Origin of the sequence: Comamonas sp. 4034 (assembly GCF_050434545.1) — a bacterium.
GTDB classification, from domain to species: domain Bacteria; phylum Pseudomonadota; class Gammaproteobacteria; order Burkholderiales; family Burkholderiaceae_C; genus Comamonas; species Comamonas odontotermitis.
On sequence record NZ_JBNDIT010000020.1, the window covers coordinates 1 to 24,916 of the forward strand.

Below are 24,916 nucleotides of genomic sequence, written 5' to 3' on the forward strand. Positions count from 1 at the left end.
CACCGAGCTGGGCACGCCCCAAACGGTGGCCGTGGCATAACTACGTCTGGGGTTTGGGGAGACTCAGTCCCAAACCGATTTATGCAACAAGGCCGATCTTATTAATCAGAAGTGATTAGTGCATGGAGAGAAAAGTCTCTACGTGCTGTGTCAATTGCAGTAGGCATAACCATGAGGCTGCGCTATTGGAGGCAGCCAACTTCACCCAAAAAACGTAGATTTGCGGCTGAAAGGGACCTCAGGCGAAGCTGCAGGCTGTGCATACGTACAACACACAAGGCTGGGCGCTTCTTGCCTGGCATCGCGACATGGAAACGACGTATCAAGGGCTGTGGTGGCGGGCCTAGAGCGCAGCTGGCATAGAAGGCCGGTTGCCCTTCCGCGTCAGGGGGGGCGGCAGAGTGGAAAAAGACCGCAAGTCAATATGCCGTTAGACCAGGCGCTGTGCGAGTTGAGCTGTGCAGCCGCGTTTTCAGGCTGGTGTCATTGGGCCCGTGCACATGGTGGCGCCCCCACGCAGCCACGTTGTTGTGTAAACGCAATGCGTCGAGATGCAGGAATGTCGCCCGCGCAATGCGTAAGCATGGGGGTCAAGATGTTGCCCTGGGCCGCCATAGCGAGCAGCGCCGAGGCTTTCCGGGTAGCCCGGTGCCGGGCGCTCCTAGCCAGGCTCTCTGCCCAAGCAGTCGGACAGGAGCGCAGCCAGTTAGGTCGGCGTGGCTGCAGCGCTTGCCAATTGCGCAGTAGCCTGCCCGCCGGCAGCGCGCGCTCTGCATGGGGTTCATGGCGTCTCGGACATTCCTGCCGCGCGGCCTTTACCGCAGCGCAGCGAGGCCTTGAACCAGCTTTCAGCGCAGCTTACTTGCGAGCGGGATCGGGGGTTAGAGGTGGCATTGCCGGTATGCTGTGGCTGTCTTCCAGCGATTTCATCAGGTCGTCGCCCATGTTTTCGAGCACCTTGAGGTCGTCGGCGCTCATGTCTCGCGGCACCTGATCGAGAATGCACAGGGCACCCAGCACAGCCCCCCGCTTGTAGCGCAGGGGGGCGGCCGCGTAGAACCGCACGCCCAAGCTGTCCACATGCGGGTTGCGCGCGAAGCGTGGGTTGCGCTGTGTATCTTCGATCACCAGGGGCGCCCCGTCGGCGATGACGAAGGAGGCCAGTGCGTCGGCACGAGCCATGCCCGTTTGCGCAAGTTCGCTGTCGCCACTGTCAAAAACAGCGCCCGGCATGTAGACGCGGTCCTTGTCGACCCAGGCGACGTAGGCCCAGGGCACCTGGAAGGCATTGCAGGCCTGTATGGCGGCCTCGCGGTACTGGTCGTGGTGGGCCGGGTGCAGCACGCCGCTCTTGTGCAGGGCCTTGAGGCGCTTGTCTTCGCCCGCCGGGATTTCGGGCTTGACGGCTTGCTGTACCCATTGTTCAACGCCCGATTCCACCTGAATGCGGAGCGCAAGCTCGTCGATGGTGCGCACGCCATAGTCAGCCTGGATGGCGCGAATGGCATCGGGGTCGAGCAGCTGGTTGTCGGTGTTCCACAGTGCCACGACGATTCCCAGCTCTGGCCAGCGCTGGCGGATGCGCTTGCACAACTGGCGCAGCTTGGTCTGCGGGTGTGGGTGAAAGCTGCAGATGCAGACAGCGCGCACCCCGGCCCAGGTGTTGAGATCGGCGTCGCGGGGGAAAACGGGCAGTGCTTCGGCGTCGTGCCCAGCTGGCAGGCCGTACAGCTGCAGGGCGTGGGCAGCCATGGCTGCGGCCTGTACGTCAATGTCCCAGCGAAGGCCCACACACAGTATGGCTGGCCGGGCGGGTACCTCGTGCACGGGCTTCCCCCCCTCTTCCCGCTCGGTGGCTTCCTGCCCCGCAAGTACGACCTTTGCAGGGGGATAGTGCTCCCGCAGTTCTTCGACCAGCTCTGCCGTGCCGACGGACAGGCGCAGGCGGTGTTCTGCCGTGGACTGGTTCAGGTAGTTGTGCGCTGCGAGCTTGAGCGCGGGAATCGCCACGCCATCGTAGAACCTGGTGACGGCCCTGGCCGTGTCCTGGCCGGTGGGTTTGGCAGGCAGCTCTTCATCGATGCGGTGGGTCGCCACATCGACCGCCTCGTCCACATTGCCGCCCAGCAGGCGCTGGAAGAGTTTTTGCGGCGGGTCGAACACCGCGCCGCTGCCCAGCAGGATCTCGAAGAACCGCAGGGCCGGTATGTAGCGCCCCAGCACCAGCAGGCAAACGGTGAGCGGCGTGGACAGGATCAGGCCGATGGGCCCCCACAAGGCGGTCCAGAAGGTGGCGGCCAGGATGATCGACAGGGTGGACAGGCCAGTGCTGGAGCCGTAGAGCCACGGCTCGATGATGTTGTTGCTGATCAGCTCCAGCACGAGGATGAGGGCCAGCGTCCACAGCAGGAGATCCCAGCCCGGGTCGACGGCAAAGGCCAGCGTGAGGGGAAAGATCGCCGAGACCATGGGCCCGATGTAGGGCACAAAGCGCATGACGGCGGCCAGCGCTCCCCACAGGGCGGCACCGGGCACACCGATCCACCACAGCCCCAGCCACATGGGGATGCCGTAGCTCAGGTTGACGATGAACTGCATGCGCAGGTACTGGCCTATGCGAGTGGAGGCTTCATCCAGGGCGTCGGTTGCCATGTGCATGTTGCGCCCCATGAGGCGCAGCAGGCGATCCTGCAGGTCGCTGCGGTCGAGCAGGATCAGGATCACGAACAGCAGGACGATGCCAGCGGTGGCAACCGGTTCGCCCACTTTGGACACCACATCGAGCATTTTCTGGATGGGTTTGGCCGCGGGCTCCTGGATTTCGACCTTCTGGGCGCGGGCTGGCTTGGGTTTGCCGGTGTCCGGCAGTGCAATTTCGGTCTCGACGGTGTTGAAGACTTTGAAAGCACCATCAAACACGCTGGGGCCCTTGAAGTAGCCTTTGAGGTTGCGCAGCTTCTGGCGGATGGTGTTCTGGTAAGTCGGAAGCTCGGCGCTCAACACCGTGGCCTGGCTGCCCACGTACAAGGCCCCTGCTCCCACCCCTGCAATGGCAACCATGACCACAAGGATCACGGACAGCAGCCGGGGCAGGCCCCAACGCTTGAGGCGGCTGACCGCAGGATCGAGCAGGAAGCCGAGCAATGCCGCCAACGCCAGCGGCAGCAATACGTTGCGGCCCACATAGAGGCCAAATATGACGACCCCGGCAATTACCATGCCGACCATCAGGCGCAGACCGGGCACGATCGACAGGAGCGGCGCCAGGACATCGCTGCTCGGTGATGCAAGCTGCGGTGACTGCAGTGAATGCAGTGAATGCAGTGAATGCGGTGAATGCAGTGAATGCGGTGTCGGGGGGGCTTGCAGCGGGTGTGAAGACTGTGGTGGTGACGGTGGCTGCGAAGGTACCGCCGATGCCATGCTGCCCTCCCTGTGCGCAGAAGTGGGCGCAGTGGCGTGCGCTTCTGCGGCGGAGTCCTGCCGGGGCAACGGGGCGCTTGGCGGCGAATGCGGGGGCTGCGGTTGCTGCGGGTGGGGTGAGCGTGGGTCTGGCATGGTCAGGCAAATGGCTGCGTTGGCATTTTGATGCCATTTCAGCCGCTTTGTGGACTGTTGCCTGTCATCCGCCCGCTGATCCTGGGGTGTGCCGGTGTCGCCTCTGGCGCAGTTTGCTATCGATAGAGAAGCATTCTGCGCACATCAGGCTGGGCCACGGCCATGAAATCACCGCCTAGCGGTACGCAACCGTGTCCCCGCCCCTCAGCCTTCACCTGCGCACGTGTTCTGCACAAATCGCTAGATCAAGCCCCGCAGCATGGCGTTTTGCACGGCCTGGGCACGTGAGCGCACCTGGAGCTTGCGGTAGGTGTTGCGGATGTGGGTGTTGACCGTCATGTGGCTGATCTGCAGTTGCGATGCAATTTCGAGGCTGGTGTTGCCATTGGCGACCATGCGCAGAACATCAAGCTCACGCATCGACAACTGACTTGCCGATGTCTTGGGAACGTCTGCCATGCTGGCCGGTGCCTGCCGCACCGGTTCGGGCTGATTCAACAGGCGCTTGACCAAGTGAGGCGTGATGGCAGCCCCACCGTTGGCCACCTGCAGGATGGACTGCGCATAGGAGCCAAACCACGAGTGCTTGAGCAGATACCCGGATGCGCCCAGTTCCAAGGCACGGCGAATATGGTCTTCCAGATCGGATGCGGTGCACACGATGGATTGGCTGGCCGGTTTCTGGGCAGCGGCGAGCTCCAGCAACAGTTCGCCGGAGCGATCGGTGAGGTTCAGGTCGACGATCAGCACGTCAAAATCGGCGGCGCGCACCAGGCGCTTGCCGTCCTTGAAATTGAGGGCGCGGCCCACCACCTGGATGCGTTCGTCCAGCGCAAGTTCCTGCAGCAGCACGTTGACAAAGTGGATGTCATCGTCGATCACGATGGTGCGGACAGGCTTGTCACGCTGCCCCACCAGAAAGGACGGCCACATGGAAGGCGGATTGTTGAACATCTCGAATCCGTTGTCCTTGTAGTCATCTTGCAGAGCAAGAATCTCTGTGCCCTCCAATGGCTCTGGAAATGTTTGGGTCATTGTTTTACTCGTCCCACCTGCCCGCCGGGCAGCCTGCGGCAGCACGGTGGTATGCATGGACGCACGCCATGGAGCATGGCGCTGCGAAGGCAGGCAAAGGGACTGGGATTGGCGTTTTGCAGTATTTACACTTGCATACTATCAATATTCAAACTCAATCTCAATCTAAGAATTGATAAATATTAAACATATTAAACACATGCCTGTTACATCCCGGGGATGCCCCGTGCTTGCAGGTACAGGATGTGTGTAACCCTGGCAACAGTGTGCAGGCCGCGTGCCAGGGCATACGGGTGCCGGGACGGCATGGCACAGAGCGTCCGGCGCCGATGCCCGGAACGGAAAAACGGCGCCACCCCGGGCAGGGATGGCGCCGTTTTGGTGCCTTGTTGCGTTGCTGGCTGGCTTGCTGTTTGGCTTGTTGTCTGGGGCCGGATTGGCCCCGCGCGTATTGGCGAGCAGTCGCGCTTTTTACGGCAGCGGGGCCGTGGATTCGAGCTTGGGGTCTTCGCCCATGGCCAGTTGCGCGGCAATGCGGCGGGTGAGCGGCTGCAGCACCGAGAAGTGGTCCAGCCCCGCCACCTGCACGCAGTGGACCTGTTCTGACTTGCGTGCCTTGCACAGCTTTGATTGCGCGTCCGTGTTCGACGGTGGATTGGCGCCTTCGATGATCCAGGTGGGCGCCTTGATGGCGTGCAGCCAGTGGATGGGCGCGCGCAGGCGCTGCTCTTCGCTGCCCAGCTTTTTCCAGGCCACCGGCAACTGGCTCGACGTGTAGGTGGACGGATCGGCGACCGGGCCAAACGCAAAGACGCCCTGCACCGGCAAACCGGTGCCGGCCACGAGCAGCGCCAGCGTGGCGCCGGTGCTGTGGCCACCCAGGTAAATGCGGGCCGGGTCCACATACGGCAGCCGGGCTGCAAACAGCACGGCGGCGGTCACGTCGTCCACCTCGCCCCAGAAATATTCGCGCTGGCCCGGGTTGCTGTTGCCGCCTCGCAGGGTGGGAAACATCATGACCATGTCGGCCTTGCGGAAGGCACTGGCGCTCTGGTCGTTGCCGGGCGTGCCTTCGGTCCAGAAGTCATCCAGGGTGTTGCTGTCGCCGCCGGTGAGCCAGATGATGACGGGATGGCGTTTGCCGTCCTTGGGATTGGGGGTGACAAAGCCGGCCAGCGGCATGCCGCCGCTATGGTAGGTGACGGGCACAAACAGCTCTGCAGGTGGCTTGGGCAGTGGTTTGGCAGCGCCGCCAGCGCCCGGCAGCAGCACATTGGCGACCTGGGTGGTTTTGCCTTCGCGCGCCTGCCCCAGGTTTTGCAGCGTGATGCCGCCCTGCGCCACCTGCTGGGCCACGGCCTGCTCCAGTTCGGCCTGCAGCTTTTGCTCCAGCGCACGGCGGCTTTCATTGGCATCGCGCTCGGCCTTGCTCCGGGCGCGCTGCGCCAAGTATTCGTCGTGCGCGCGCATGGCTTCGCGGGTGATGCAGCGGCGGCCCTGGTCAACGGCAAAGCCCTCTTCGTTGGCTTTGTCCAACTGCGGCAGGGTCAGTTTGACGGTGTGGCAGAACGGCTCCGACTCCGGCGCAGCCTGGGGCGGCCACACCAGCGCAGCAGGCTGCTCGGCCTGCGCCTTGTTCTTGGCCTGGCCGAGCGAGGTCCAGCCCCGGTAGCTCATCTTGATACCTGCCATGAGGACGACCACCAGCACCAGCAGCATGCCCATGGCCATGCGGCCTTGGCTTTTGTTTTTGTTGTTTTCGCTGTTCTTGTTTCTCATAACCCCTCGATGCTTCTGACCCTGTAGAGCATAAAAAAGCCGCAAGCCCCTGATCTGCCACAAACCAGTCGCAAGGCCTGAACCTAGAATTTTATCGCTATCACTTTATTGGGATTGATAGATGTAAGCGACTTATTGCGTGAGATTTGTCGACGAGGCGTGCCATGAATCGTGAATACGCCGCAAAGATCAGGATCACGGTGCTGATACTTGTGATTGTTACCGTTTTCCTGAAATTCGATCTGCTAGGTGGCTTCATGGAATGGCTCAAAGCTGCGGCTATCGCGGCCATTGTGGTGAAGTGACAACCTACTGCTACACCTCTTTCATTGTTAGAGGAGCGCGATGGTATTGTTCATAAAGCCTGGCCAAATCAATGGAATTGAAGCCAGAACAGAGTACGGCTGTGGGCACTCAGGAGTCCTTGCACAGTCTCCTATGCACCCTTTGCCAGAGCCAATAACTTTCACAGAAAATTTAGAACGGATGAGGAAATTTCGTGTAAAGCGCAAGACTTTCAGTTGGAGCATACCTTTGGAGGAGCTGGGACAGCCCAACAACTCAAACGAGGCGAAGCATTCAAGTCTGCTGACTCCTCGGAAAACGTCGATGATCGCATATGTCCAAACATGACAAACAAAGAATTCATTGCGGAATTCAACGAAATACGAGATAAATTAATAAAAATTTTAACCAATAGCGTCATTCCGTCGGTCAGCCAATGGAGGCCAGCGACGCGAGAGAGAGCGATGAAATGGTTTGGGACTGATGGCGATAAATTAAAACAGATTTTATTAAATGGCTATCCAAAATGTGTTTCGGTATTGAAGCAAATGTCTGGCGAGAATTTCGTGAAACCAACCAAAGATGGCCTTTTTGGTTGTGTTCCGGACACCAGTGTTGATTTGGATGGGGTTCATGCTGCGGTCTGCCCGCTGGATACTGGTCATCACATTGCAATATATCCAGGTTACTGTAATGGCAGAACATATTCCAGCGACCATAGTTCAAAGATTGGCACAATTCTGCATGAAGTATGCCATTTTCAAAGCACTTTCACATCTATCGATCATGTCTATAATACAGCTTTTTCAGAGAGACTCGCTAAGACTGATCCGTCCAAAGCTATAAGAAATACTGATAATTTTGTTATGTTTGCATTGCATGGAGTGGCTTATGGCAATTTGTAAAAAATTACTATTGATTGTTTTTTTGGCACTTCCGCAATTTTCTGTTTTTGCGTGTAGTTATGTTAGTGCGGTTGATGTGTTTTATGAAAAAGGAAAAACTACTCTAACCGATTCTGAGAATAAAAAACTACAGGAATGGTTTCAATCTTCATTAAAAATGTTTCCAATAGTCGGTAGTCTATCCATCGAAGCGAATGCATACGCGCCGAATCTTGAAGATGCTAAAGCACTAGCAAAAAAAAGGGGTGACTTGACTAAAGATGCTTTGTCTCAGAAGCTTCCTGTTGATACACTCATTCGAGTGGTGTCGTATGGACACACAAAACCCAAGCTCGATGTACTCCCCTCTACGGATGTAGTCTTTATTGATATAACACCAGATGTAGAGAAAATGAAGCTACCGCCTTGCTTGCCGCAACCTCCTGCCAAGCCCAATTAATCAGCGAAATTGAAATACTAATAATTTTTTATATTTGCATTGCATGACCTAGTATATGGCAGCAAATAGAAATATATTTATTGCAGTTCTTTTGATATCCTCTCATTATTCGGTATTTGCGTGCAAATATGTTCTCGCAATTGACATTTTTTACGAAAAAGGTGCAATCACCTTAACAAGTGCTGAAGACAAAAAATTGCAAGAATGGTTTGATGCCTCATTAGTCAAATTTCCATTTATTGGAAGCCTCGGCATTGAAGCGAATGCGTATGCTCCAAATCTTGAAGATGCTAAAATATTAGCTGCTACTCGGGGCACCCTGCTTAAGGCTAAATTATCTATGAGATTGCCTGCAGATACCATAATTCAGGTTGGTTCATTCGGGCATACAAAGACTAAACGCGATGTGCTTCCAACTACCGATGTAGTCTTTATTGATATAACACCCGATGTTGAGAAGATGAAACTACCGCCTTGCTTGCCGCAGCCTCTCGCCAAGCCCAATTGATTTTGAGTGATTGGCATACTGGTTATTGAGAGCCGCTAACATAACCCAGCAATTCGTAGGTTTGCGATTGAGACGAGGCGTCGGGGCGCCATCAGGCAAAGCCGTAGGCAGTATAAAAGTACGACAAGGCTGCGGGCGCTCCCGACTAGGAGCCCCCCGGCTAGGCGCCCCCGACGAAGCAACGACGTATCAAGCGTTGCGTAAGGGGGCGTTACTCCAACCGAAGGGCAGCATCTCCTGTAGAGCCCCTGCCTCGACTATTTCTTGAGGCCTTGCAGTTTGGCAAATGCAGAGGCCATGGCGCCCTGCTGTGTGGGCTGGTTGCCACGCTGGGGCTGGGCATAGCTGTCCCGGCCGCCGCCGCGATTGCCGCCGTAGCTGTTGCCCCGGCCTGCGCTTTCAAAGCGGTTGTCGCGCGGGCCATCGCGCCTGGCAGGGGCTGCGTCGAGCTTCATGGTGAGGCTGATGCGCTTGCGGTCCACATCGACTTCGAGCACCTTGACCTTGACGATCTGGCCGGTCTTGACGATTTCACGGGCGTCTTCAATGAACTTGTGGCTCATCTGGCTGACGTGGACGAGGCCATCCTGGTGCACTCCCAGGTCGACGAAGGCACCGAACTGGGCCACGTTGCTGACCGTGCCTTCGAGCGTCATGCCCTCGCGCAGGTCCTTGATGTCTTCCACGCCATCGTTGAAGCGGGCCACAACGAAGTCAGGGCGCGGGTCGCGGCCGGGCTTTTCCAGCTCGCCCAGAATGTCCTTGATGGTGACGGCGCCAAACCGGTCGTCGGCAAACTGTTCGGGCTTGAGCGACTTGAGCACTTCGCCACGGCCCATGATCTCGCCGATGGGCTTGCCGGTTCTGACGATGATTTGCTCGACCACCGGGTAGGTTTCGGGGTGGACACCGGTGACATCAAGCGGGTTGTCGCCACCGCGAATGCGCAGAAAGCCCGCTGCCTGCTCGAAGGTCTTGGCGCCCAGGCCCGCCACTTCCATGAGTTGCTTGCGGTTCTGGAAGCTGCCGTTGGCATCGCGCCAGCGCACCACCGACTTGGCCACCGAGCCCGAGAGGCCCGAGACGCGGGAGAGCAGCGGGGCCGATGCCGTGTTCAGGTCGACGCCCACGGAGTTCACGCAGTCTTCAACCACGGCGTCGAGTTGGCGTGCGAGTTCGCTCTGGTTCACATCATGCTGGTACTGGCCCACGCCGATGCTCTTGGGGTCGATCTTGACCAGCTCGGCCAGCGGGTCCTGCAGGCGGCGGGCAATGCTTGCCGCGCCACGCAGGCTCACGTCGATGTCGGGCATTTCCTGCGCGGCAAATTCGCTGGCCGAATAGACCGAGGCGCCCGCCTCGCTCACCACGACCTTGTCGATCTTCTTGTCGGCCTGGCTGGCGATCTTGATCAGGTCGGCTGCCAGTTTGTCGGTTTCGCGGCTGGCAGTGCCGTTGCCGATGGCAATCAGGTTGATGTTGTGCTTTTCCACCAGCTTGGCGAGTACGGCGAGCGAGCCATCCCAGTCGCGGCGGGGCTCGTGCGGGTAGATGGTGGTGGTGTCGACCAGCTTGCCGGTGCTGTCAACCACGGCCACCTTCACGCCGGTGCGGATGCCGGGGTCTAGGCCGATCACAGAGCGCTGGCCGGCAGGTGCTGCCAGCAGCAGGTCGCGCAGGTTGTCGCCAAAGACTTTGATGGCGACTTTTTCAGCGTCTTCACGCAGGCGGGAGAACAGGTCGCGCTCGGTCGAGAGGCTGAGCTTGACGCGCCAGGTCCAGGCCACGCACTTGCGGATCAGGTCATCGGCCGCGCGCTTGGCGTGGCTCCAGCCCAGGTGCAGCGCGATCTTTCCTTCGGCAAGGCTCGGCTGGCCGGGTTCGGGCTCCACGGGGAGCACCAGCTTGGCTTCAAGGATTTCGAGCGCGCGGCCACGGAAGACGGCCAGCGCGCGGTGCGACGGCACGCGGCCGATGGGCTCGTCGTACTCGAAGTAGTCGCGGAACTTGGCAACCTCGGGGTCGTTTTCGTTCTTGGCTTCCACCTTCTTGGACTGGAGCAGGCCTTCATCCCACAGCCACTCGCGCAGCTTCTGCACCAGGGACGGGTCTTCGGCCCAGCGCTCGGAGAGGATATCGCGCACGCCATCGAGCACGGCGAAGGTGGTCGAGAAATCGGGGCCGGGTTTGCCGTCGTCCAGTGTGGTGGCGGGCTTGCAGAAGGCCTCGGCCTCCTTGTGCGGATCGAGCGAGGGGTCGGCAAACAGTTTGTCGGCCAGCGGCTCGATGCCGAATTCCTTGGCAATCTGGCCCTTGGTGCGGCGCTTTTGCTTGAACGGCAGGTAGATGTCTTCCAGCTCCTGCTTGGTGGGGGCGTTGGCAATGGCCAGGCGCAGCGCGTCGGTGAGCTTGCCCTGCTCGTCGATGGCCTTGAGCACGGTGCCGCGGCGGTCTTCCAGCTCGCGCAGGTAGCCCAGGCGCTCGTCCAGTGTGCGCAATTGCGTGTCATCGAGGCCGCCCGTGGCTTCCTTGCGGTAACGGGCGACGAACGGGACGGTGGCGCCGCCATCGAGCAATTCCACCGCCGATTTCACCTGCGATTCGGCAACCTTCAACTCCCCGGCAATCTGCGCAATGATCTTGTGCATGCTTGACTCTCGCTCCAATGCATTTCTGGCAAAGACGCCGAGTGTGCCATAGGCAGCGGTACCTACTGGTGATAAGCACAGGGGTTATGACGCATCGCTACACTTTTAATAGCTTTTGGCGCTTGAAGGACGTGCGCAAAACTCCAATTTAGGCAGAATCGTAAAACAATGCGAATACGCGCAGCGTTGCAGTCTGTCCGGCAGGCTCTACACTCGGCGGGCCACTTTTGGATGTTTCGCACCCCCTGCGCTGCCGTTTTGTCCGTATCCACGCTCTGCCATGTCTCGCGCAACTGATTCCACGTTCGACTTGTTTGGTGACACAGGTGCTGCCGGTCACGGTGACGCGCACCCGGTCGCGCCCGCACAGCCCGGGTCTGGCATGGCCACGCCAGCCGCCCAGTCCAATGAGGAGGCAACCGCGACCACTGCGCCGGCCACGCCCCGCAGCCGCGCCCAGGCCGTGGCCCCTGCCCAGCCCCTGCTGGGTGACGGGTTGGCAGAGCGCCTGCCTGCCCTGCTGCGGCTGGGCGGCTCGTCGTGGTCGTACCCGGGCTGGCAGGGGCTGGTGTGGGCCAAGGCCTATAGCGAGCGCATTCTGGCGCAACGGGGCCTGACCGCCTATTCGCAGCACCCGCTGCTGCGCACCGTAAGCATTGACCGCAGCTTTTACCGGCCACTGGCGGCGTCGGAATACGCGGTGTACGCCGCCCAGGTGCCGGAGGATTTTCGCTTTGTCGTCAAGGCACCTTCTCTGGTGTGCGACGCGCAGGTGCGCGGCGAGGAAGGCCGGGGCCGCGAGGCCAATCCGGTGTTTCTGAACCCCGATCTGGCGCTGGACACCTATGTGCGCCCTGCGTGCGAAGGCCTGGGCAGCAAGCTGGGCGTGCTGCTGTTTCAGCTCAGCCCCCTGCCGATGGGGCGACTCATTCGCATGCAGCAAACGCTATCAGAACTGGAGCAGCTGGCGCTTGCTGTGCAAGCGCAGCTGGCCAGTCTGCCAGAGGAAGCACGGCCCGTTGTTGCCTACGAGGTGCGCGACCCCGACTGGCTGCGCCCCGACATTGCGCCGCAGTTTGCCCGGATTCTGCGCAACAGCGGCGCCACCTATTGCCTGGGCCTGCACGCCAAGATGCCACGGATTGCAGAGCAGCTACCACTGCTGCGCGCCCTGTGGCCCGGCCCGCTGGTGTGCCGCTGGAATGTGAACCCGATCTTCGGTCCCTACGGCTATGCCGAGGCCGAGCAGAAGCTGGCGCCGTTTGACCGCATTCAACAGCCCGATGATGCGACGCTGGAAGCGCTGGCCCGCACCGTTGCCGGCATATGCGGCAAGGGCCAGCAGGCCTATGTGACGATCAGCAACGAGGCCGAGGGCTGCGCGCCGCTGAGCATGCTGCGGCTGGCGCAGGCCATTGCCAGCCAGCAGGCGGCGTAAGCCCTGCTTTGCGCCTGCTTCACCTCTATTTTTCTTTTCACCCGGGCAAATTCCTGATTACTCCGGGTTCTTGCAATCGCTTGCGATGTTTTGCGCAAATTTGCGGCTTGCGAGCGTCGCCCCGCACGCGTGGCCGCCCGCGAGGCCTATGATTGCCGCTTTGGCATGGGCACCGGCCCTGGTGCCATGATGGCCTGCGATGGACTGCAGGCTGCCTTCCTGATTGATTGCTTCATGCGTTACCGCACCCTCTCTCGTCTTGCCGCCATGGCGGCCATCTGCCTGTCACCACTCGCTGCCAGCCTGCCCTTGCAGGCGGCAGAGCCCAAGATCAACAACTTTGCCGTGGCCGACGCGGTGGTCAGCGTCCAGTTGTGCGGCAACCGCAACAGCGGCAGCAGCAAATCCGCCCAGCCCTACCGTGTGGTGCTCGGCGAGCAGAACGGCCAATCGGTGCTGTTTGTGCAGTGGATGAACCAGCCCGAAGGCGCAGGCAGTTGGCGCGGCGTGGCAGCCCACACCCTGGGGTTTGCAGAAATCAACGACGACAAGGCCGGTTTGACGCTGCAGAACCTGCGCTGCAGCGCGCAGGGCAAGGGCATCCGCATCACCGCCCAGGTGCTGGGCGGCCCCAAGACAGCCAAACGCCGTCAGATGCGGCTGGATGTGGGGCCTGCGCTGGAGAAATACGAGATCACCTTCACGCCAGCGCTCAAATAGCTGCGGCCTACAGGATGCCCAGCGTCTTCACATCCCGGGCCCAGCGGGTGAGTTCGGCATCGATCATGCGCTGAAATTCAGCCGGGGTACTGGTTTCGGGCTCCACGCCCTGCTGGGCAAACACCTCGCGCACCTCGGGCTTGGCGACGATGGCATGGATTTCCTTTGCAAGCCGCTCGATGACGGGGGCCGGTGTGCCGCCCGTCGTCAACACGCCATACCAGGACGAAAACGCATAGCCCGGCAAGCCCGACTCTGCCACCGTCGGCACATCGGGTAAGGATTTGAGGCGCTTGGCGGTGGTGACCGCCAGCATGCGCGTCTGCCCTGTGCGCACCGAAGCCAGAGCGGGTGGAATGCCGGAGAACGCCATGTCGACCTGGCCGCCCGAGAGGTCGGTGATGGCCTGCGAGTTGCCTTTGTACGGCACATGCAGCATGTCCACCTTGGCCTGCTGCGCAAACAGGGCGCCCGCCAGGTGCAGCGTGGAGCCCTGCCCGCTGGAGCCATAGCTGAGCTTGCCCGGCTGCTTGCGGGCGGCATCGATCACGTCCTTCGCACTCTTGTAGGGGAGTTTGCTGTGGATGAGCAGCACATTCCCCGAATCGGCCACCAGGGTGACAGCCGCCAAGCCGGTGCGCGGGTCGTATGGCGGCTTGGCCATCAGACTGGGGGCCACGGTCTGCGCGCCCATCGAGCCGAGCAGCAGCGTCAGGCCATTGGCAGGCGCCTTGGCAACGATATCGCCTGCGATGAGACCTCCCGCGCCGGGCTTGTTCTCCACCACCACGGGCTGGCCCAGGCGCTGCTGCAGCTCCCTGGCGATCACGCGGGCGAGGATGTCGTTGCCGCCACCGGCTGCAAAGCCGACCACCATGCGCATGGGGCCGGAGGGGAATGCTGGCTCTGCAGCCTGGGTGCCTGTGCTCAGCGCGGCAACAGCGGCGGCCAGCAGTGCGCGGCGCGCGATAAAAGGTGTCATGCCAGTGTCTCCTTGGGCTTTTCTGTCTATCTGAGTTCTTTATTTGGCGGCTGCCGCTGCAACGGCTTCGCCTTCGATCAGCTCCGCCCGCCGGGCATACCGGGCCGCGAGCACCGCGCACACCATCAGCTGCATCTGGTGGAACAGCATCAGCGGCAGCACCATCATGCCCACGGTGCTGCTGGCGAACAGCACCTTGGCCATGGGCACGCCGCTCACCAGGCTTTTCTTGCTGCCGCAGAAGACCGCGGTGATCTCGTCTTCCTTGTTAAAGCCCAGGCGCCGCGAGAGGAAGGTTGTCAGGAACAGCGCCAGAGCCAGGATGATGGCGCAGATCACCAGCAGCCCCACCAGGGTGCTTACCGATACCTGCCGCCAGATGCCTTGCACGACAGCCGCGCTGAAAGCGGTGTAGACCACCAGAAGAATCGAGCCCTGATCGACCACCTTGGTGAGCTTGCCGTGGGCCTTGATGAAAGGGCCCACCCAGCGCTGCAGCAAATGGCCCAGCGCGAAAGGCAGCATCAGTTGCAACAGGATCTTGACCACGGCATCGACAAACGAGCCACTCGCGCCGTGCTCGGTCACGAAAATGCTCACCAGCAGCGGTGTGATGAACACGCCCAGCAAGGTAGAAGCCGAGGCGCTGCAGATGGCCGCTGGAATATTGCCGCGCGCCATCGACACAAAGGCAATGGACGACTGCACCGTGGATGGCAGCACGCACAGGAACATCACGCCCACATAAATTTGCGGCGATACCAGCGGCGTGAGCACCGGCTTGAGCAGCCAGCCCAGCAGCGGAAACAGGGCAAAGGTGCTGAGCACGATGAACAGGTGCAGGCGCCAGTGCATGATGCCGTCGAGCACCGCCTTGCGCGAGAGCTTGGCGCCGTGCAGAAAGAACAGCAGCGCCACGGCCGCGGTGGTCACCTTCTCCAGGATGGATGCAACATCGCCAGTCGCGGGGAGAAAGCTGGCCAGCAGCACGACGGCCACCAGCATCAGGGTGAAGTTATCGGGGCGGAATTTCATGCCCGCATTGGACGCCAGCGGCCACCAAAAGTAAAATTAATTTATAAGATAGATTGATGATTTTCAGTCATATATTATTCTTTGGTGCAGAAACACAAGCCACTTTGAACACAAGGGCTTATCTGGCAAGCGCCAGTTGCTATCAAATTAATAACACCCCACTCCCACACACCGCACCATGCATGTCACCCTCCGCCAACTGCAGGTTTTCATGGCCCTGGCCCAGAGCCACAGCTTCAGCCAGACGGGTCAGGCCCTGGGCCTGACGCAATCGGCCGTCAGCCGCGCCATGGTGGAACTGGAAGGCCAGCTCAATGTGCGGCTGCTCGACCGCACCACACGCGAAGTGCTGCTCACCCAGGCGGGCCAGTTGCTCACCCAGCGCGTGGCGCCCCTGCTGCAAGAGCTGGCCGACGCGCTGGACGAGGTGGCTGACGTGGGCCAGGCCGCGCGCGGTGTGGTGCGTGTGGCCAGCAGCCCTACCCTGTCGGCAGCGCTGATGCCCACCTGCATTGCCGCCTGCAGCCGTGATCTGCCGGAGGTGCAATTGCAGCTGGTAGACAGGCTCCAGCAGGAGGTGCTGGCCCAGGTGCGCAATGGCGACGTGCACTTTGGCGTGGTGGTGGAGCCGCCCGAGCTGGGTGATCTGGAGCACGTCACCCTGCTGCACGATCCCTTTGTGGCCGTGCTGCCCGCCAGCCACGCGCTGGTACGGGGCCAGGCCGACAGCGCGGCCATCACGCTTGGCTGGGCCCAGTTGCAGGGGCTGCCCCTGGTGCTGCTGGACCATGCCTCGGGCAGCCGCCGGCTCATGGATTCGGCCCTGCAAGCGCATGGCTGCGGGCCTGCGCATTGCCCCGTGGTGCAGGAGGTGGGCCATGTCACCACCGCCTTTCGGATGGTGGAGGCGGGTATCGGCATCAGCATCATGCCGCGCCTGGCCATTCCGCCGCAGGGACTACCGGGCCTGCTAGTGGCTGATCTGACGCCGCAGGTGGAACGCGCCATCATGCTGGTGCGCCGCCGCCAGCGCAGCCTGCCTGCAGCAGCACAGGCGGTGTGGGACCGGATGGCTAACTTGTTGATACATCCACAACGTCAATGAGCGTCAGCTAAAGCCGCAGGACTACAAATTGATAGCAGATGGCGTGTTACAAACACCAGTCGAGTCACAGCAGGCAGCCTCTGTCTGCACTGCCTTTTGAGAACCGATCACCTGGAGGAAAACCATGGCACAACCAAGCATTCGATTCGCCGCCATCGCTGGCGCTGCAGCGCTGGCGGCCCTGCTGAGCGCCTGTGCGAGCACCGACCGCTCCGCACCGGTGGCAGAAGCCATCATCAAGCCCACTGCAGGCAACAACATCAGCGGCTACATCCGCTTCTACCAGGCAGGCCAGGACACCGTGCGCGTGAACGCCCAGGTCACCGGCCTGCCGCCCAACAGCGAACGCGGTTTTCACATCCATGAAAACGGCAACTGCTCCGCCCCCGATGCCATGAGCGCAGGCGGCCACTACAACCCGACCGGCCACCAGCACGGCAAGGCCGGCCCGCAGTCGCATGTGGGAGACCTGCCCAGCCTGATGGCCGACAGCACCGGCGTTGCCACCCTCATCTACGAAACCAAGAACATCTCGATCGGTACCGGCCAGCCCAGCGATGTGAAGGGGCGCGCCGTGGTGGTGCACAAGGACAAGGACGACTTCACGACCCAGCCTACGGGTAACTCGGGCGCACGCATCGGCTGCGGCGTCATCCAGTAAGCCGCACGCGACGCCATCCGCAGCACTCCGCATTGAGCGGAATGCCTGCGCGGCATGTTCACGATGACAAAGCCTGCGTGCATTGCGCCCGCAGGCTTTTGATTTGGGGCATGGCCCGCCGCGCTCTGCCCGCCGCAAAGCAGTGCACAATCAAACCATGAGCGAACTGTCCCACTCCATTGCCGACCTGCGCAAGAGCTATGAGCGCGCAGAATTGAATGAATCTGCATCGGCCCCTGCCCCCATCGACCAGTTTGACCGCTGGATGAACGAGGCCGTGGCCGCGCAGCTGCCCGAGCCCAATGCGATGACCGTGGCCACCGTGGGCGCCGATGCGCGGCCCAGCACGCGTATCGTGCTCATCAAGGGCTATGACGAGCGCGGCATCGTCTGGTACACCAACTACGACAGCCGCAAAGGCCGCGAAATTGCAGGCAACCCCTTTGCCGCATTGATGTTCCACTGGGTGGAGCTGGAGCGCGTGGTGCGCATTGAAGGCCGGGTGGAAAAGGTGAGCGACGCGGAAAGCGACGCCTACTTCAACAGCCGTCCGCTCGATTCGCGCATTGGCGCCTGGGCCAGCCCGCAAAGCCAGGTGATCGAGAGCCGCACGGTACTCGTCACCAACGCCGCCAAGTACGGTGCGCAGTTCATGCTCAAGCCGCCGCGCCCGCCGCACTGGGGCGGTTTCCGGCTCGTGCCCGATACCTGGGAATTCTGGCAAGGCCGCAAGAGCCGCTTGCACGACCGCCTGCGCTACCGGCTGGAAGGCAGCGAATGGGTGCGCGAGCGCCTGGCTCCGTGATGGCAGCGCCCTCATCCGGATTGATCTCCGGCGACGTAGTGATCCGCTGGATCGGCCCGGAGGATGCCCCCGCATTCCAGGCCCTGCGCCTTTCGGGCCTGCGCGAGGCACCCACCGCCTTTGGCTCCAGCTACGCGGAAGAGAAGGACGAGCCCGTGGACGCCGTGCGGCAGCGGCTGGTTCAATCTGATGGGCAGGCGCGGGAGCGCGGCATCCTGGGCGCCTTCGTCAGCGGACAGTTGGTGGGCACCATGGGCATCCGGTTATTGACCTCCGTCAAGCTGCGGCACCAGCTGCTGATCTGGGGCGTGTACGTGTCACCGCAGCACCGAGGCGGCGGCATCGCCCGTGCCATGCTGGCAGAGGCGCTGAGCTTTGCCAGAACGGTTCCGGGCGCCTTGCTGGTCAAGCTCAGCGTCAACGCGGGCAACCACGCCGCGCTGCGGCTCTACCAGACGGCCGGATTTTCCGTCTACGGCACCGAGCCTGCCGCGCTGTGCATCGATGGAGAGCTGCACGACGAGCATCTGATGCAGCGATGGCTGCATGCCGCACCTGGCCAGTAGTGCGCGGCAATTTCTGCTGTAAACAGCCGCCAGCGCCCGACCCACATGCGCTGGCACAGCAAAATGCATAGCATCAGTTTCCCTGCAGCATGGGCGCCAGGGCCAGCAGAATGAGCGGAATCGTCAGCAAAGCAAGGCTGGTGGACACTGCAATGCTGGCCGTCACCTCCTCGCGCCCCACCTCGTAGCGCTGGGTGAACAGAAACACATTGGCCCCCACGGGCAAGGCCGCCGCCGTGGCCAGCACCACCAGCGGCAGGCCGCGCAGGCCCCACAGCCACCCTACCGCCAGCAAGAGGGCCGGATGCACCAGCAGCTTGATGGCGGCAATGCGGCTGGCCTGCCGGGCATAGCGGCCCACAGCGCTGTAGAACAGGGTGATGCCCACCAGCATCAGCGCAACCGGCCCCAGGGCCTGGGCCAGCATGGCCAGCGGCTTGTCGAGCAGCTCGGGCAGTTGCAGGCCTGTCTGGGCAAACAGCAGGCCGCAAATGATGGGCAGTGGGATGGGATGGATGATGCCGTTTTTGAGCGCCCGGCCCACCGTGATGGCCATCGAGCGGTAGCTGCGTGGCCCGCCGCTGGCTGCGTGCTGCTGGTGCATCACGGCCAGCTCGAACACCAGGGTGGCTGCCGTCATCAGAATGAGCGCATGCACGGAGATGATGGTGAACAGCGTCACCAGCCCTTCCTGCCCAAACACCACCCCTACCAGCGGCACCCCCACCATGATGTTGTTGCTGAAGCAATGCGCCAGTGCCCGGGCGGCCCCCAGCGTGCTGAAACCCTGCCACAGCAGGGTTGCCGCAAACAGCAGGCCAGCTGCGGTGAAATAGACCGCAATGGTCTGCAGGTTCAGATCCTGCACGCGCACCTGGCTCATGGTGCGAAACAGCAGCGCCGGCGTCAGCACCAGAAAGACGATGTTCGACAGATCGCGCACCGACGTGGCCTTGACCCAGCCCAGACGCCCGAGCAGATAACCCAGTGCGATGAGCAGCACCACCGGGACCAAAGACACCATCACCGCCATTGCGCACACGCCCTTCCTGTTTGCAGCGGCGATTATCGTTGCAGCGCGGGTGCAGCGCTGCAAACACGGGGGGATGCGGATGGAGGCGCCATGCAGGAATGCAGGCAGAAAACTATGAAAACCATAGCATTCTGCGCTTTACCAACAAGCGCTCAAGCCCCAAAACCCATAAAGCCAGCAATAGGGCATCGCCTTGCCAGCCTTGCGGTCATGCGGTCATGTAGCGGTGCAGGAATGGTTGCGATGCCCGCGGTGCCGGTCAACCGCGGGTCATCGCCTCCACCACCTGCTGCAGCGCAGCCGGGTCTTCCATGGTGGAGAGGTCGCCGGTTTCGCGTTTTTCTGCCACGGCCTGCAGCGCGCGGCGCAGCAGTTTGCCGCTGCGGGTCTTGGGCAGCATCGATACGAAGTAGACGCGCGCAGGCCGCGCCACGGCGCCCAGTTGCGCGTCCACGTGGTTGCAGACCGATTTTTCCAGCGCAGCGCAGGCCTGCGCGTCGCCCGCCACATTGTTGTCGCGGGCCACGGCAAAGGCCAGCGCCACCTGGCCCTTGAGGCTGTCGGCCACGCCCACCACGGCCACCTCGGCAATGCTGGCGTGGCCGGAGATGCTTTCCTCGATCTCGCGGGTGCCCAGGCGGTGGCCTGCGACGTTGATCACGTCGTCGGTGCGCCCCAGGATGAAGTAATAGCCGTCCTTGTCGCGCACGCCCCAGTCAAAGGTGTTGTAGACGAGACGACCGGGAATGCTCTTCCAGTAGGTGTTCACGAAGCGCTGGTCATCGCGCCAGATGGTCATCAGGTTGCCGGGCGGCAGCGGGCCTTCGATGGCGATCACGCCCTTTTGCATGGGCTCGGTCAACTCGGCTCCCGTTTCGCCGTCGATCAGCTTGACGTTGTAGCCATACACCGCCTTGCCGGGGCTGCCAAAGCGCGAAGCCTGCTTTTCCACGCCGTTGCACAGCGTGAGAATCGGCCAGCCGGTCTCCGTCTGCCAGTAGTTGTCGATGATGGGGCGCCCGATCGCGCTGCTGATCCAGTTGGCGGTGGGCTCGTCGAGCGGCTCGCCCGCCAGCCACAGCGCCTGCAGGCTGCTGAGGTCGTATTTGGCAAGGTACTCGGGATCGTGCTTCTTGAGCACACGGATGGCCGTGGGCGCCGAGAACATGTGGGTGACCTTGTATTTCTCCACCAGGCTCCACCAGATGCCGGGATCGGGCCGGATCGGCACGCCCTCGTACATGATGGTGGCCATGCCATGGATCAGCGGCGCATAGATGATGTAGCTGTGGCCCACCACCCAGCCGATGTCGCTGGTGCAGAAGAAGGTCTGGCCCGGCTTGGCATCGAAGATGGCGGGCATGCTGGAAGCCAGCGCCACGGTATAGCCGCCCGTGTCGCGCTGCACCCCCTTGGGCTTGCCCGTGGTGCCGCTGGTGTAGAGCGTGTAGCTGGGGTGGGTGGCACCGACCCATTCACAGGGCACCTGCGCATCCATGTGCTGCGCGCGCAGCGCGGCCCACAGGTGGTCACGCCCTGCCACCAGGTTCATCGGCACCAGGCCACGGTCAACGAGCAACACAGCCTGCGGCTTGTGGCTGGCCAGGCTCAGGGCTTCGTCGAGCAGCGGCTTGTACGGTACGGCGCGGCCTGCGCGCGATCCAGCATCGGCGCTCACGATGACCGTGGGCTGCGCATCATCGATGCGGGTGGCGAGCGATCCGGAAGCAAATCCGCCAAACACTACCGAATGAATCGCGCCAATGCGCACGCTGGCGAGCATGGCAATCGCAGCCTCGGCGATCATGGGCATGTAGATCTGCACCCGATCGCCCCTTTTCACCCCCAGGGCCTGCAGCGCCGCTGCCATGCGCTGCACTTCGGCATGCAACTCGGCATAGGTGTAGGTGCGCTCGGTATTGGTTTCGGTGGAGACCGCAATCAATGCAGGCTGGTCGCCACGGGCGGCCACATGGCGGTCAATTGCGTTGTGGCAGAGGTTGGTCTGCCCGCCAGCAAACCAGCGCGCGAAAGGCGGGTTGCTGTAGTCGCAGATCTGCGTGGGGGGCACTTTCCAGTCGATCAACTGGGCCTGCCCGGCCCAGAATACGTCACGGTCTTCGATGGATTGGCGGTGGAACTCGGCAAAACTCGTCATTGGGGCTGTCTCCAAACTTTGTTATGCACGCATTATTTCCCTCTGCCTTGCATTGTGCTGACAAATCCGCATTTCGGCGTTACTTGGGTGGGCGCGAGGGGTGTCGCCAAGCTGTGGTTTTCCCGCATACGCTGCGGCTCTACGCCTGCCAAAAGGCCAGTGAACCGCCCATACAGCCCTGTTTTTGGCAAAAGCAGAAGCGCCAATCGCGCACAATCGTTGCCACGGCGCCTGCCTCTGGGAACGTGTTTACGATCTCTGCGCAGTTTTTTGCCGGTTGATGAAGGATTTCACATGCTCAACGGCCTGTGGCTCGGTTTTTTTGTGGTGGCGGCGGTGGCCGCGCTGGCGCAGTGGCTGGTGGGCGGCAACAGCCAGATCTTTGCAGACATGGTGCAGGCGCTGTTTGGCATGGCCAAGCTGTCGGTCGAAGTGATGGTGCTGCTGTTTGGCACGCTCACCCTGTGGCTGGGTTTTCTGAAGATTGCCGAAAAGGCGGGCCTCGTCGACCTGCTGGCGCGCTGGCTGGCGCCCCTGTTCGCCCGGCTGATGCCCGAGGTGCCGCGCGGCCACCCTGCGCTGGGCCTGATGACGCTGAACTTTGCCGCCAACGCGCTCGGGCTGGACAACGCGGCCACGCCCATCGGCCTCAAGGCCATGCGGGCGCTGCAGGACATCAACCCCTCCGCCACCTCGGCAAGCAATGCGCAGATCCTGTTTCTGGTGCTGAACGCCTCGTCGCTGACCTTGCTGCCCGTCACCATCTTCATGTACCGGCTCCAGCAAGGCGCTGCCGACCCCACCCTGGTGTTTCTGCCCATCCTGCTGGCCACCTCGGCATCGACGCTGGTGGGCTTGCTCAGCGTTGCCGTGGTGCAGCGCCTGCCGCTGTGGCATCCGGTGGTGCTGGCGTATCTGCTGCCGGTGGCGCTGCTGCTCGCGGCGTTCATGGCCTTTCTTGCCACCTTGACGGCCACCGCCCTGTCACAGGTCTCGTCGCTGCTTGGCAACATCACCCTCTTCTCGCTGGTGGTGCTGTTCGTCGTGGTGGGGGCACTGCGCAAGGTGCCGGTGTACGAGGCTTTTGTGGAAGGCGCCAAGGAAGGCTTTGATGTGGCCAAGGGCCTGCTTCCCTATCTGGTGGCCATGCTGTGCGCCGTGGGTCTTTTCCGCGCGTCGGGCGCGCTGGACTATGTGCTGGAAGGCATCCGCTGGCTGGTGAGCCAGACGGGCATGGACACCCGCTTTGTCGACGCGCTGCCGACCGCGCTGGTCAAGCCGTTCTCCGGCAGCGCGGCGCGGGCCATGCTGATCGAGACGATGCAGAGCCAGGGCGTGGACAGCTTCCCGGCCCTGGTGGCTGCCACCATCCAGGGCAGCACCGAAACCACCTTCTATGTGCTGGCGGTGTACTTTGGCGCCGTAGGCATTCAGCGCGCCCGCCACGCCGTGCCCTGCGCGTTGCTGGCAGAGCTGGCAGGGGTGGTGGCCGCCATCGCCGTGTGCTATCAGTTCTTCGGGTGAGCGACGTAGACGCTCCAAAGACAGAAAGCAGTACCGTCCATGATTCAACCACTTCCAGGCTGATCAACGGATGATCGCGTCTGCTGCGGGCAGAGCGCGGATTCTCCTATATCGACAATCGGTTCGGCAGACGGATCGAATGGACTGAAATTTGATAGCAAATAGCGCTCATCAGATGACGGATCCAGACACTTTACTATTTGAATCTATTATCCCTAAAGCGCTTGCTGCTATCTTTATTGAAAAGCCACGATCTTCATGCGTCCGGCACGATGGCGTCGGCGTAGTCATAGAGCAGGCCCAGCAGTTCTTCTGCGCGCTCATCGGCGGTTTCCGACAGCTGGTCGATTTCGGCAAACATCTGTTCGGCCGTGCGGGCACCACCCTCGCCTTGCAGCAGAAAGGCTGCCCGCAGAGCCTGCCAGCGCGCCTGCTCGGCGGCACTGAGCGAATCCGGAAAATTGCGTGCCCGGTAGCGGAACAGCAGCTCCTGCAGCCGCTCGTCGTCGAACCCGGGCCTGGCCACCGCCAGCTCCTGCGGGTGCATGGCGATGAGCTGGTTCAGGCGCCTGCGGTCGGCCTGGCCGATGAAGCCGCCGTACAGGTCCTGGTCCACATCCACATCCTGCAAGGCCGGGCGCTGGAATACGGCGGCCCAGGTGGCGCTCATATCCGGCAGATCGCGGGCAACGGCAGCGTATTGCAGGGCGCGCTCCATGTCGATGTGCCAGCGCGCGGCCTGCTCGGCGCTCAGGGTGCGCAGGCTGCTGACGACCATGGGCGATTTGTTCAGGTGCACGGTCTTGATCGGCAGGCGCTCCACGCCTTCGGGCAGGTCGGCGCTGGCAGTGAACATGCGCAGGCGGATGTCTTCTACCGAAAGATCGGCGAGTTGCGACGGGTCCTGCGCCAGATCCCAGGCGATCACCTCGTTCTTGTTGGTGGGGTGCTGGGCGAGCGGCCACATGACGGCAATGCAGCCGCACTCCACGCCGAACATGCCCGAGATGTGCAGAAATGGCCGCGCGTGGGCAGCCGTGGCGGGCAGAGCCAGCTCCTGCATCACGCGGTCCTTCTTGTGCAGGCCCAGCGCAAAGTCGAACAGACGCGGTTGCAAGCGCTTGATGAGCCGCGCCAGACCGATGGTGGCGCGCACGTCGCTGAGCGCATCGTGGGCCGATTCATGCAGGATGCCGTTGGCCCGGGCCAGGTCTTCGAGCTTGAAGCTGACCGAGCCGTCTTCCTTTTTGGGCCAGGTGATGCCATCGGGCCGCAGCGCATAGACCATGCGCACGACATCGAGCAGATCCCAGCGGCCGCAGCCGTTCTGCCATTCACGCGCGTAGGGGTCGCGCAGGTTGCGCCACAGCATGTAACGCGTCACCTCGTCGTCAAAACGGATGGTGTTGTAGCCCACGCCTATGGTGCCGGGGCGGCCCAGTTCGGCCTCCACCACGGCGGCAAACTCGTGCTCGGGCACGCCCTGCTCCAGGCATTGCTGCGGGGTGATTCCGGTGATCAGGCAGGCCTGGGGGCTGGGCAGGTAATCGGGCGCAGGCTGGCAGAACAGCATGACGGGCTCGCCAACCTCGTTCAGATCCATGTCGGTGCGAATGCCGGCAAACTGGGATGGACGGTCGCGGCGCGGCACGGCGCCAAAGGTTTCGTAGTCGTGCCAGAAGAAGGTGGCCTGTGCGGGCTGTGGTGTCTGCATGGCCGCTAGTATGCCTGC

General features: G+C 61.9%; 20 protein-coding genes. 11 read left to right on the top strand and 9 right to left on the bottom strand.

Features of this window, described 5'->3' with window-relative positions:
• Positions 1–858: 858 nt before the first annotated feature.
• The 3 genes from ABIE32_RS18120 to ABIE32_RS18130 all read right to left on the bottom strand — a co-directional run bounded on the left by ABIE32_RS18120 (position 859) and on the right by ABIE32_RS18130 (position 6,372).
• On the bottom strand, positions 859–3,423 hold the full coding sequence (locus ABIE32_RS18120) for an AI-2E family transporter (RefSeq protein WP_429018150.1): 2,565 nt from the start codon (positions 3,421–3,423) through the stop codon (positions 859–861).
• Between the two features lie 375 nt (positions 3,424–3,798).
• Positions 3,799–4,593 (bottom strand): LuxR C-terminal-related transcriptional regulator, encoded by a 795-nt coding sequence (locus tag ABIE32_RS18125; protein WP_429018151.1) that lies wholly within the window; start codon positions 4,591–4,593, stop codon positions 3,799–3,801.
• Positions 4,594–5,064: 471 nt separating this feature from the next.
• Entirely contained in the window at positions 5,065–6,372 is a 1,308-nt protein-coding gene (locus tag ABIE32_RS18130) for an alpha/beta hydrolase family protein (RefSeq protein WP_429018152.1), read from the bottom strand.
• 164 nt (positions 6,373–6,536) lie between these two features.
• On the opposite strand from ABIE32_RS18130, the gene ABIE32_RS18135 reads away from it, so the two are divergent.
• From ABIE32_RS18135 to ABIE32_RS18150, 4 genes are all read left to right on the top strand, one after another.
• A complete protein-coding gene (locus tag ABIE32_RS18135) occupies positions 6,537–6,677 on the top strand; it encodes a hypothetical protein (RefSeq protein WP_429018154.1) in 141 nt (46 codons plus the stop codon).
• 324 nt (positions 6,678–7,001) lie between these two features.
• Positions 7,002–7,562, top strand: a complete 561-nt coding sequence (locus tag ABIE32_RS18140) for a M35 family metallo-endopeptidase (RefSeq protein ID WP_429018156.1) — start codon at positions 7,002–7,004, stop codon at positions 7,560–7,562.
• A complete protein-coding gene (locus ABIE32_RS18145; RefSeq protein ID WP_429018158.1) occupies positions 7,549–8,001 on the top strand; it encodes a hypothetical protein in 453 nt (150 codons plus the stop codon). The genes ABIE32_RS18140 and ABIE32_RS18145 overlap by 14 nt, the downstream gene beginning before the upstream one ends.
• Before the next feature lie 55 nt (positions 8,002–8,056).
• Entirely contained in the window at positions 8,057–8,509 is a 453-nt protein-coding gene (locus tag ABIE32_RS18150; protein WP_429018160.1) for a hypothetical protein, read from the top strand.
• 257 nt (positions 8,510–8,766) lie between these two features.
• On the opposite strand, the gene ABIE32_RS18155 is transcribed toward ABIE32_RS18150, so the two are convergent.
• Positions 8,767–11,157, bottom strand: a complete 2,391-nt coding sequence (locus tag ABIE32_RS18155) for a Tex family protein (RefSeq protein ID WP_224152480.1) — start codon at positions 11,155–11,157, stop codon at positions 8,767–8,769.
• A gap of 280 nt (positions 11,158–11,437) precedes the next feature.
• On the opposite strand from ABIE32_RS18155, the gene ABIE32_RS18160 reads away from it, so the two are divergent.
• Complete coding sequence (locus ABIE32_RS18160; RefSeq protein ID WP_429018162.1) at positions 11,438–12,595, top strand: DUF72 domain-containing protein; 1,158 nt, start codon at positions 11,438–11,440, stop codon at positions 12,593–12,595.
• A gap of 90 nt (positions 12,596–12,685) precedes the next feature.
• Complete coding sequence (locus ABIE32_RS18165; RefSeq protein WP_429018164.1) at positions 12,686–13,315, top strand: hypothetical protein; 630 nt, start codon at positions 12,686–12,688, stop codon at positions 13,313–13,315.
• A 7-nt stretch (positions 13,316–13,322) separates the two neighbouring features.
• On the opposite strand, the gene ABIE32_RS18170 is transcribed toward ABIE32_RS18165, so the two are convergent.
• Positions 13,323–14,297, bottom strand: a complete 975-nt coding sequence (locus tag ABIE32_RS18170) for a Bug family tripartite tricarboxylate transporter substrate binding protein (protein ID WP_429018165.1) — start codon at positions 14,295–14,297, stop codon at positions 13,323–13,325.
• 39 nt (positions 14,298–14,336) lie between these two features.
• On the bottom strand, positions 14,337–15,332 hold the full coding sequence (locus ABIE32_RS18175; protein ID WP_224152476.1) for a bile acid:sodium symporter family protein: 996 nt from the start codon (positions 15,330–15,332) through the stop codon (positions 14,337–14,339).
• Positions 15,333–15,510: 178 nt separating this feature from the next.
• Between ABIE32_RS18175 and ABIE32_RS18180 the strand changes: the two genes are divergently transcribed.
• From ABIE32_RS18180 to ABIE32_RS18195, 4 genes are all read left to right on the top strand, one after another.
• Positions 15,511–16,437: a LysR family transcriptional regulator gene (locus ABIE32_RS18180; protein ID WP_429018167.1), complete on the top strand. Its 927-nt coding sequence runs from the start codon at positions 15,511–15,513 to the stop codon at positions 16,435–16,437.
• 124 nt (positions 16,438–16,561) lie between these two features.
• The gene (locus ABIE32_RS18185; protein WP_224152474.1) at positions 16,562–17,098 is read left to right on the top strand and encodes a superoxide dismutase family protein; all 537 of its coding nucleotides are present in this window, start codon (positions 16,562–16,564) and stop codon (positions 17,096–17,098) included.
• 157 nt (positions 17,099–17,255) lie between these two features.
• Positions 17,256–17,903, top strand: a complete 648-nt coding sequence (pdxH, locus tag ABIE32_RS18190; RefSeq protein ID WP_224152473.1) for a pyridoxamine 5'-phosphate oxidase — start codon at positions 17,256–17,258, stop codon at positions 17,901–17,903.
• Positions 17,903–18,469 carry an N-acetyltransferase family protein gene (locus ABIE32_RS18195; RefSeq protein ID WP_429018169.1) on the top strand — a complete coding sequence of 189 codons (567 nt, stop codon included), beginning with the start codon at positions 17,903–17,905 and terminating at the stop codon, positions 18,467–18,469. Before pdxH ends, ABIE32_RS18195 begins: the two co-directional genes overlap by 1 nt.
• A 73-nt stretch (positions 18,470–18,542) precedes the next feature.
• Here the strand turns inward: ABIE32_RS18195 and ABIE32_RS18200 are convergent, their stop codons facing one another.
• Together ABIE32_RS18200 and ABIE32_RS18205 are read right to left on the bottom strand one after the other, a co-directional pair.
• Positions 18,543–19,502: an AEC family transporter gene (locus ABIE32_RS18200; RefSeq protein ID WP_429018223.1), complete on the bottom strand. Its 960-nt coding sequence runs from the start codon at positions 19,500–19,502 to the stop codon at positions 18,543–18,545.
• 259 nt (positions 19,503–19,761) lie between these two features.
• Entirely contained in the window at positions 19,762–21,660 is a 1,899-nt protein-coding gene (locus ABIE32_RS18205; protein ID WP_429018171.1) for a propionate--CoA ligase, read from the bottom strand.
• Between the two features lie 294 nt (positions 21,661–21,954).
• On the opposite strand from ABIE32_RS18205, the gene ABIE32_RS18210 reads away from it, so the two are divergent.
• On the top strand, positions 21,955–23,184 hold the full coding sequence (locus ABIE32_RS18210) for a nucleoside recognition domain-containing protein (RefSeq protein ID WP_224152469.1): 1,230 nt from the start codon (positions 21,955–21,957) through the stop codon (positions 23,182–23,184).
• Positions 23,185–23,440: 256 nt separating this feature from the next.
• Here the strand turns inward: ABIE32_RS18210 and sbcB are convergent, their stop codons facing one another.
• Positions 23,441–24,898 (bottom strand): exodeoxyribonuclease I, encoded by a 1,458-nt coding sequence (gene sbcB, locus ABIE32_RS18215; protein ID WP_429018173.1) that lies wholly within the window; start codon positions 24,896–24,898, stop codon positions 23,441–23,443.
• Positions 24,899–24,916 lie beyond the last annotated feature (18 nt).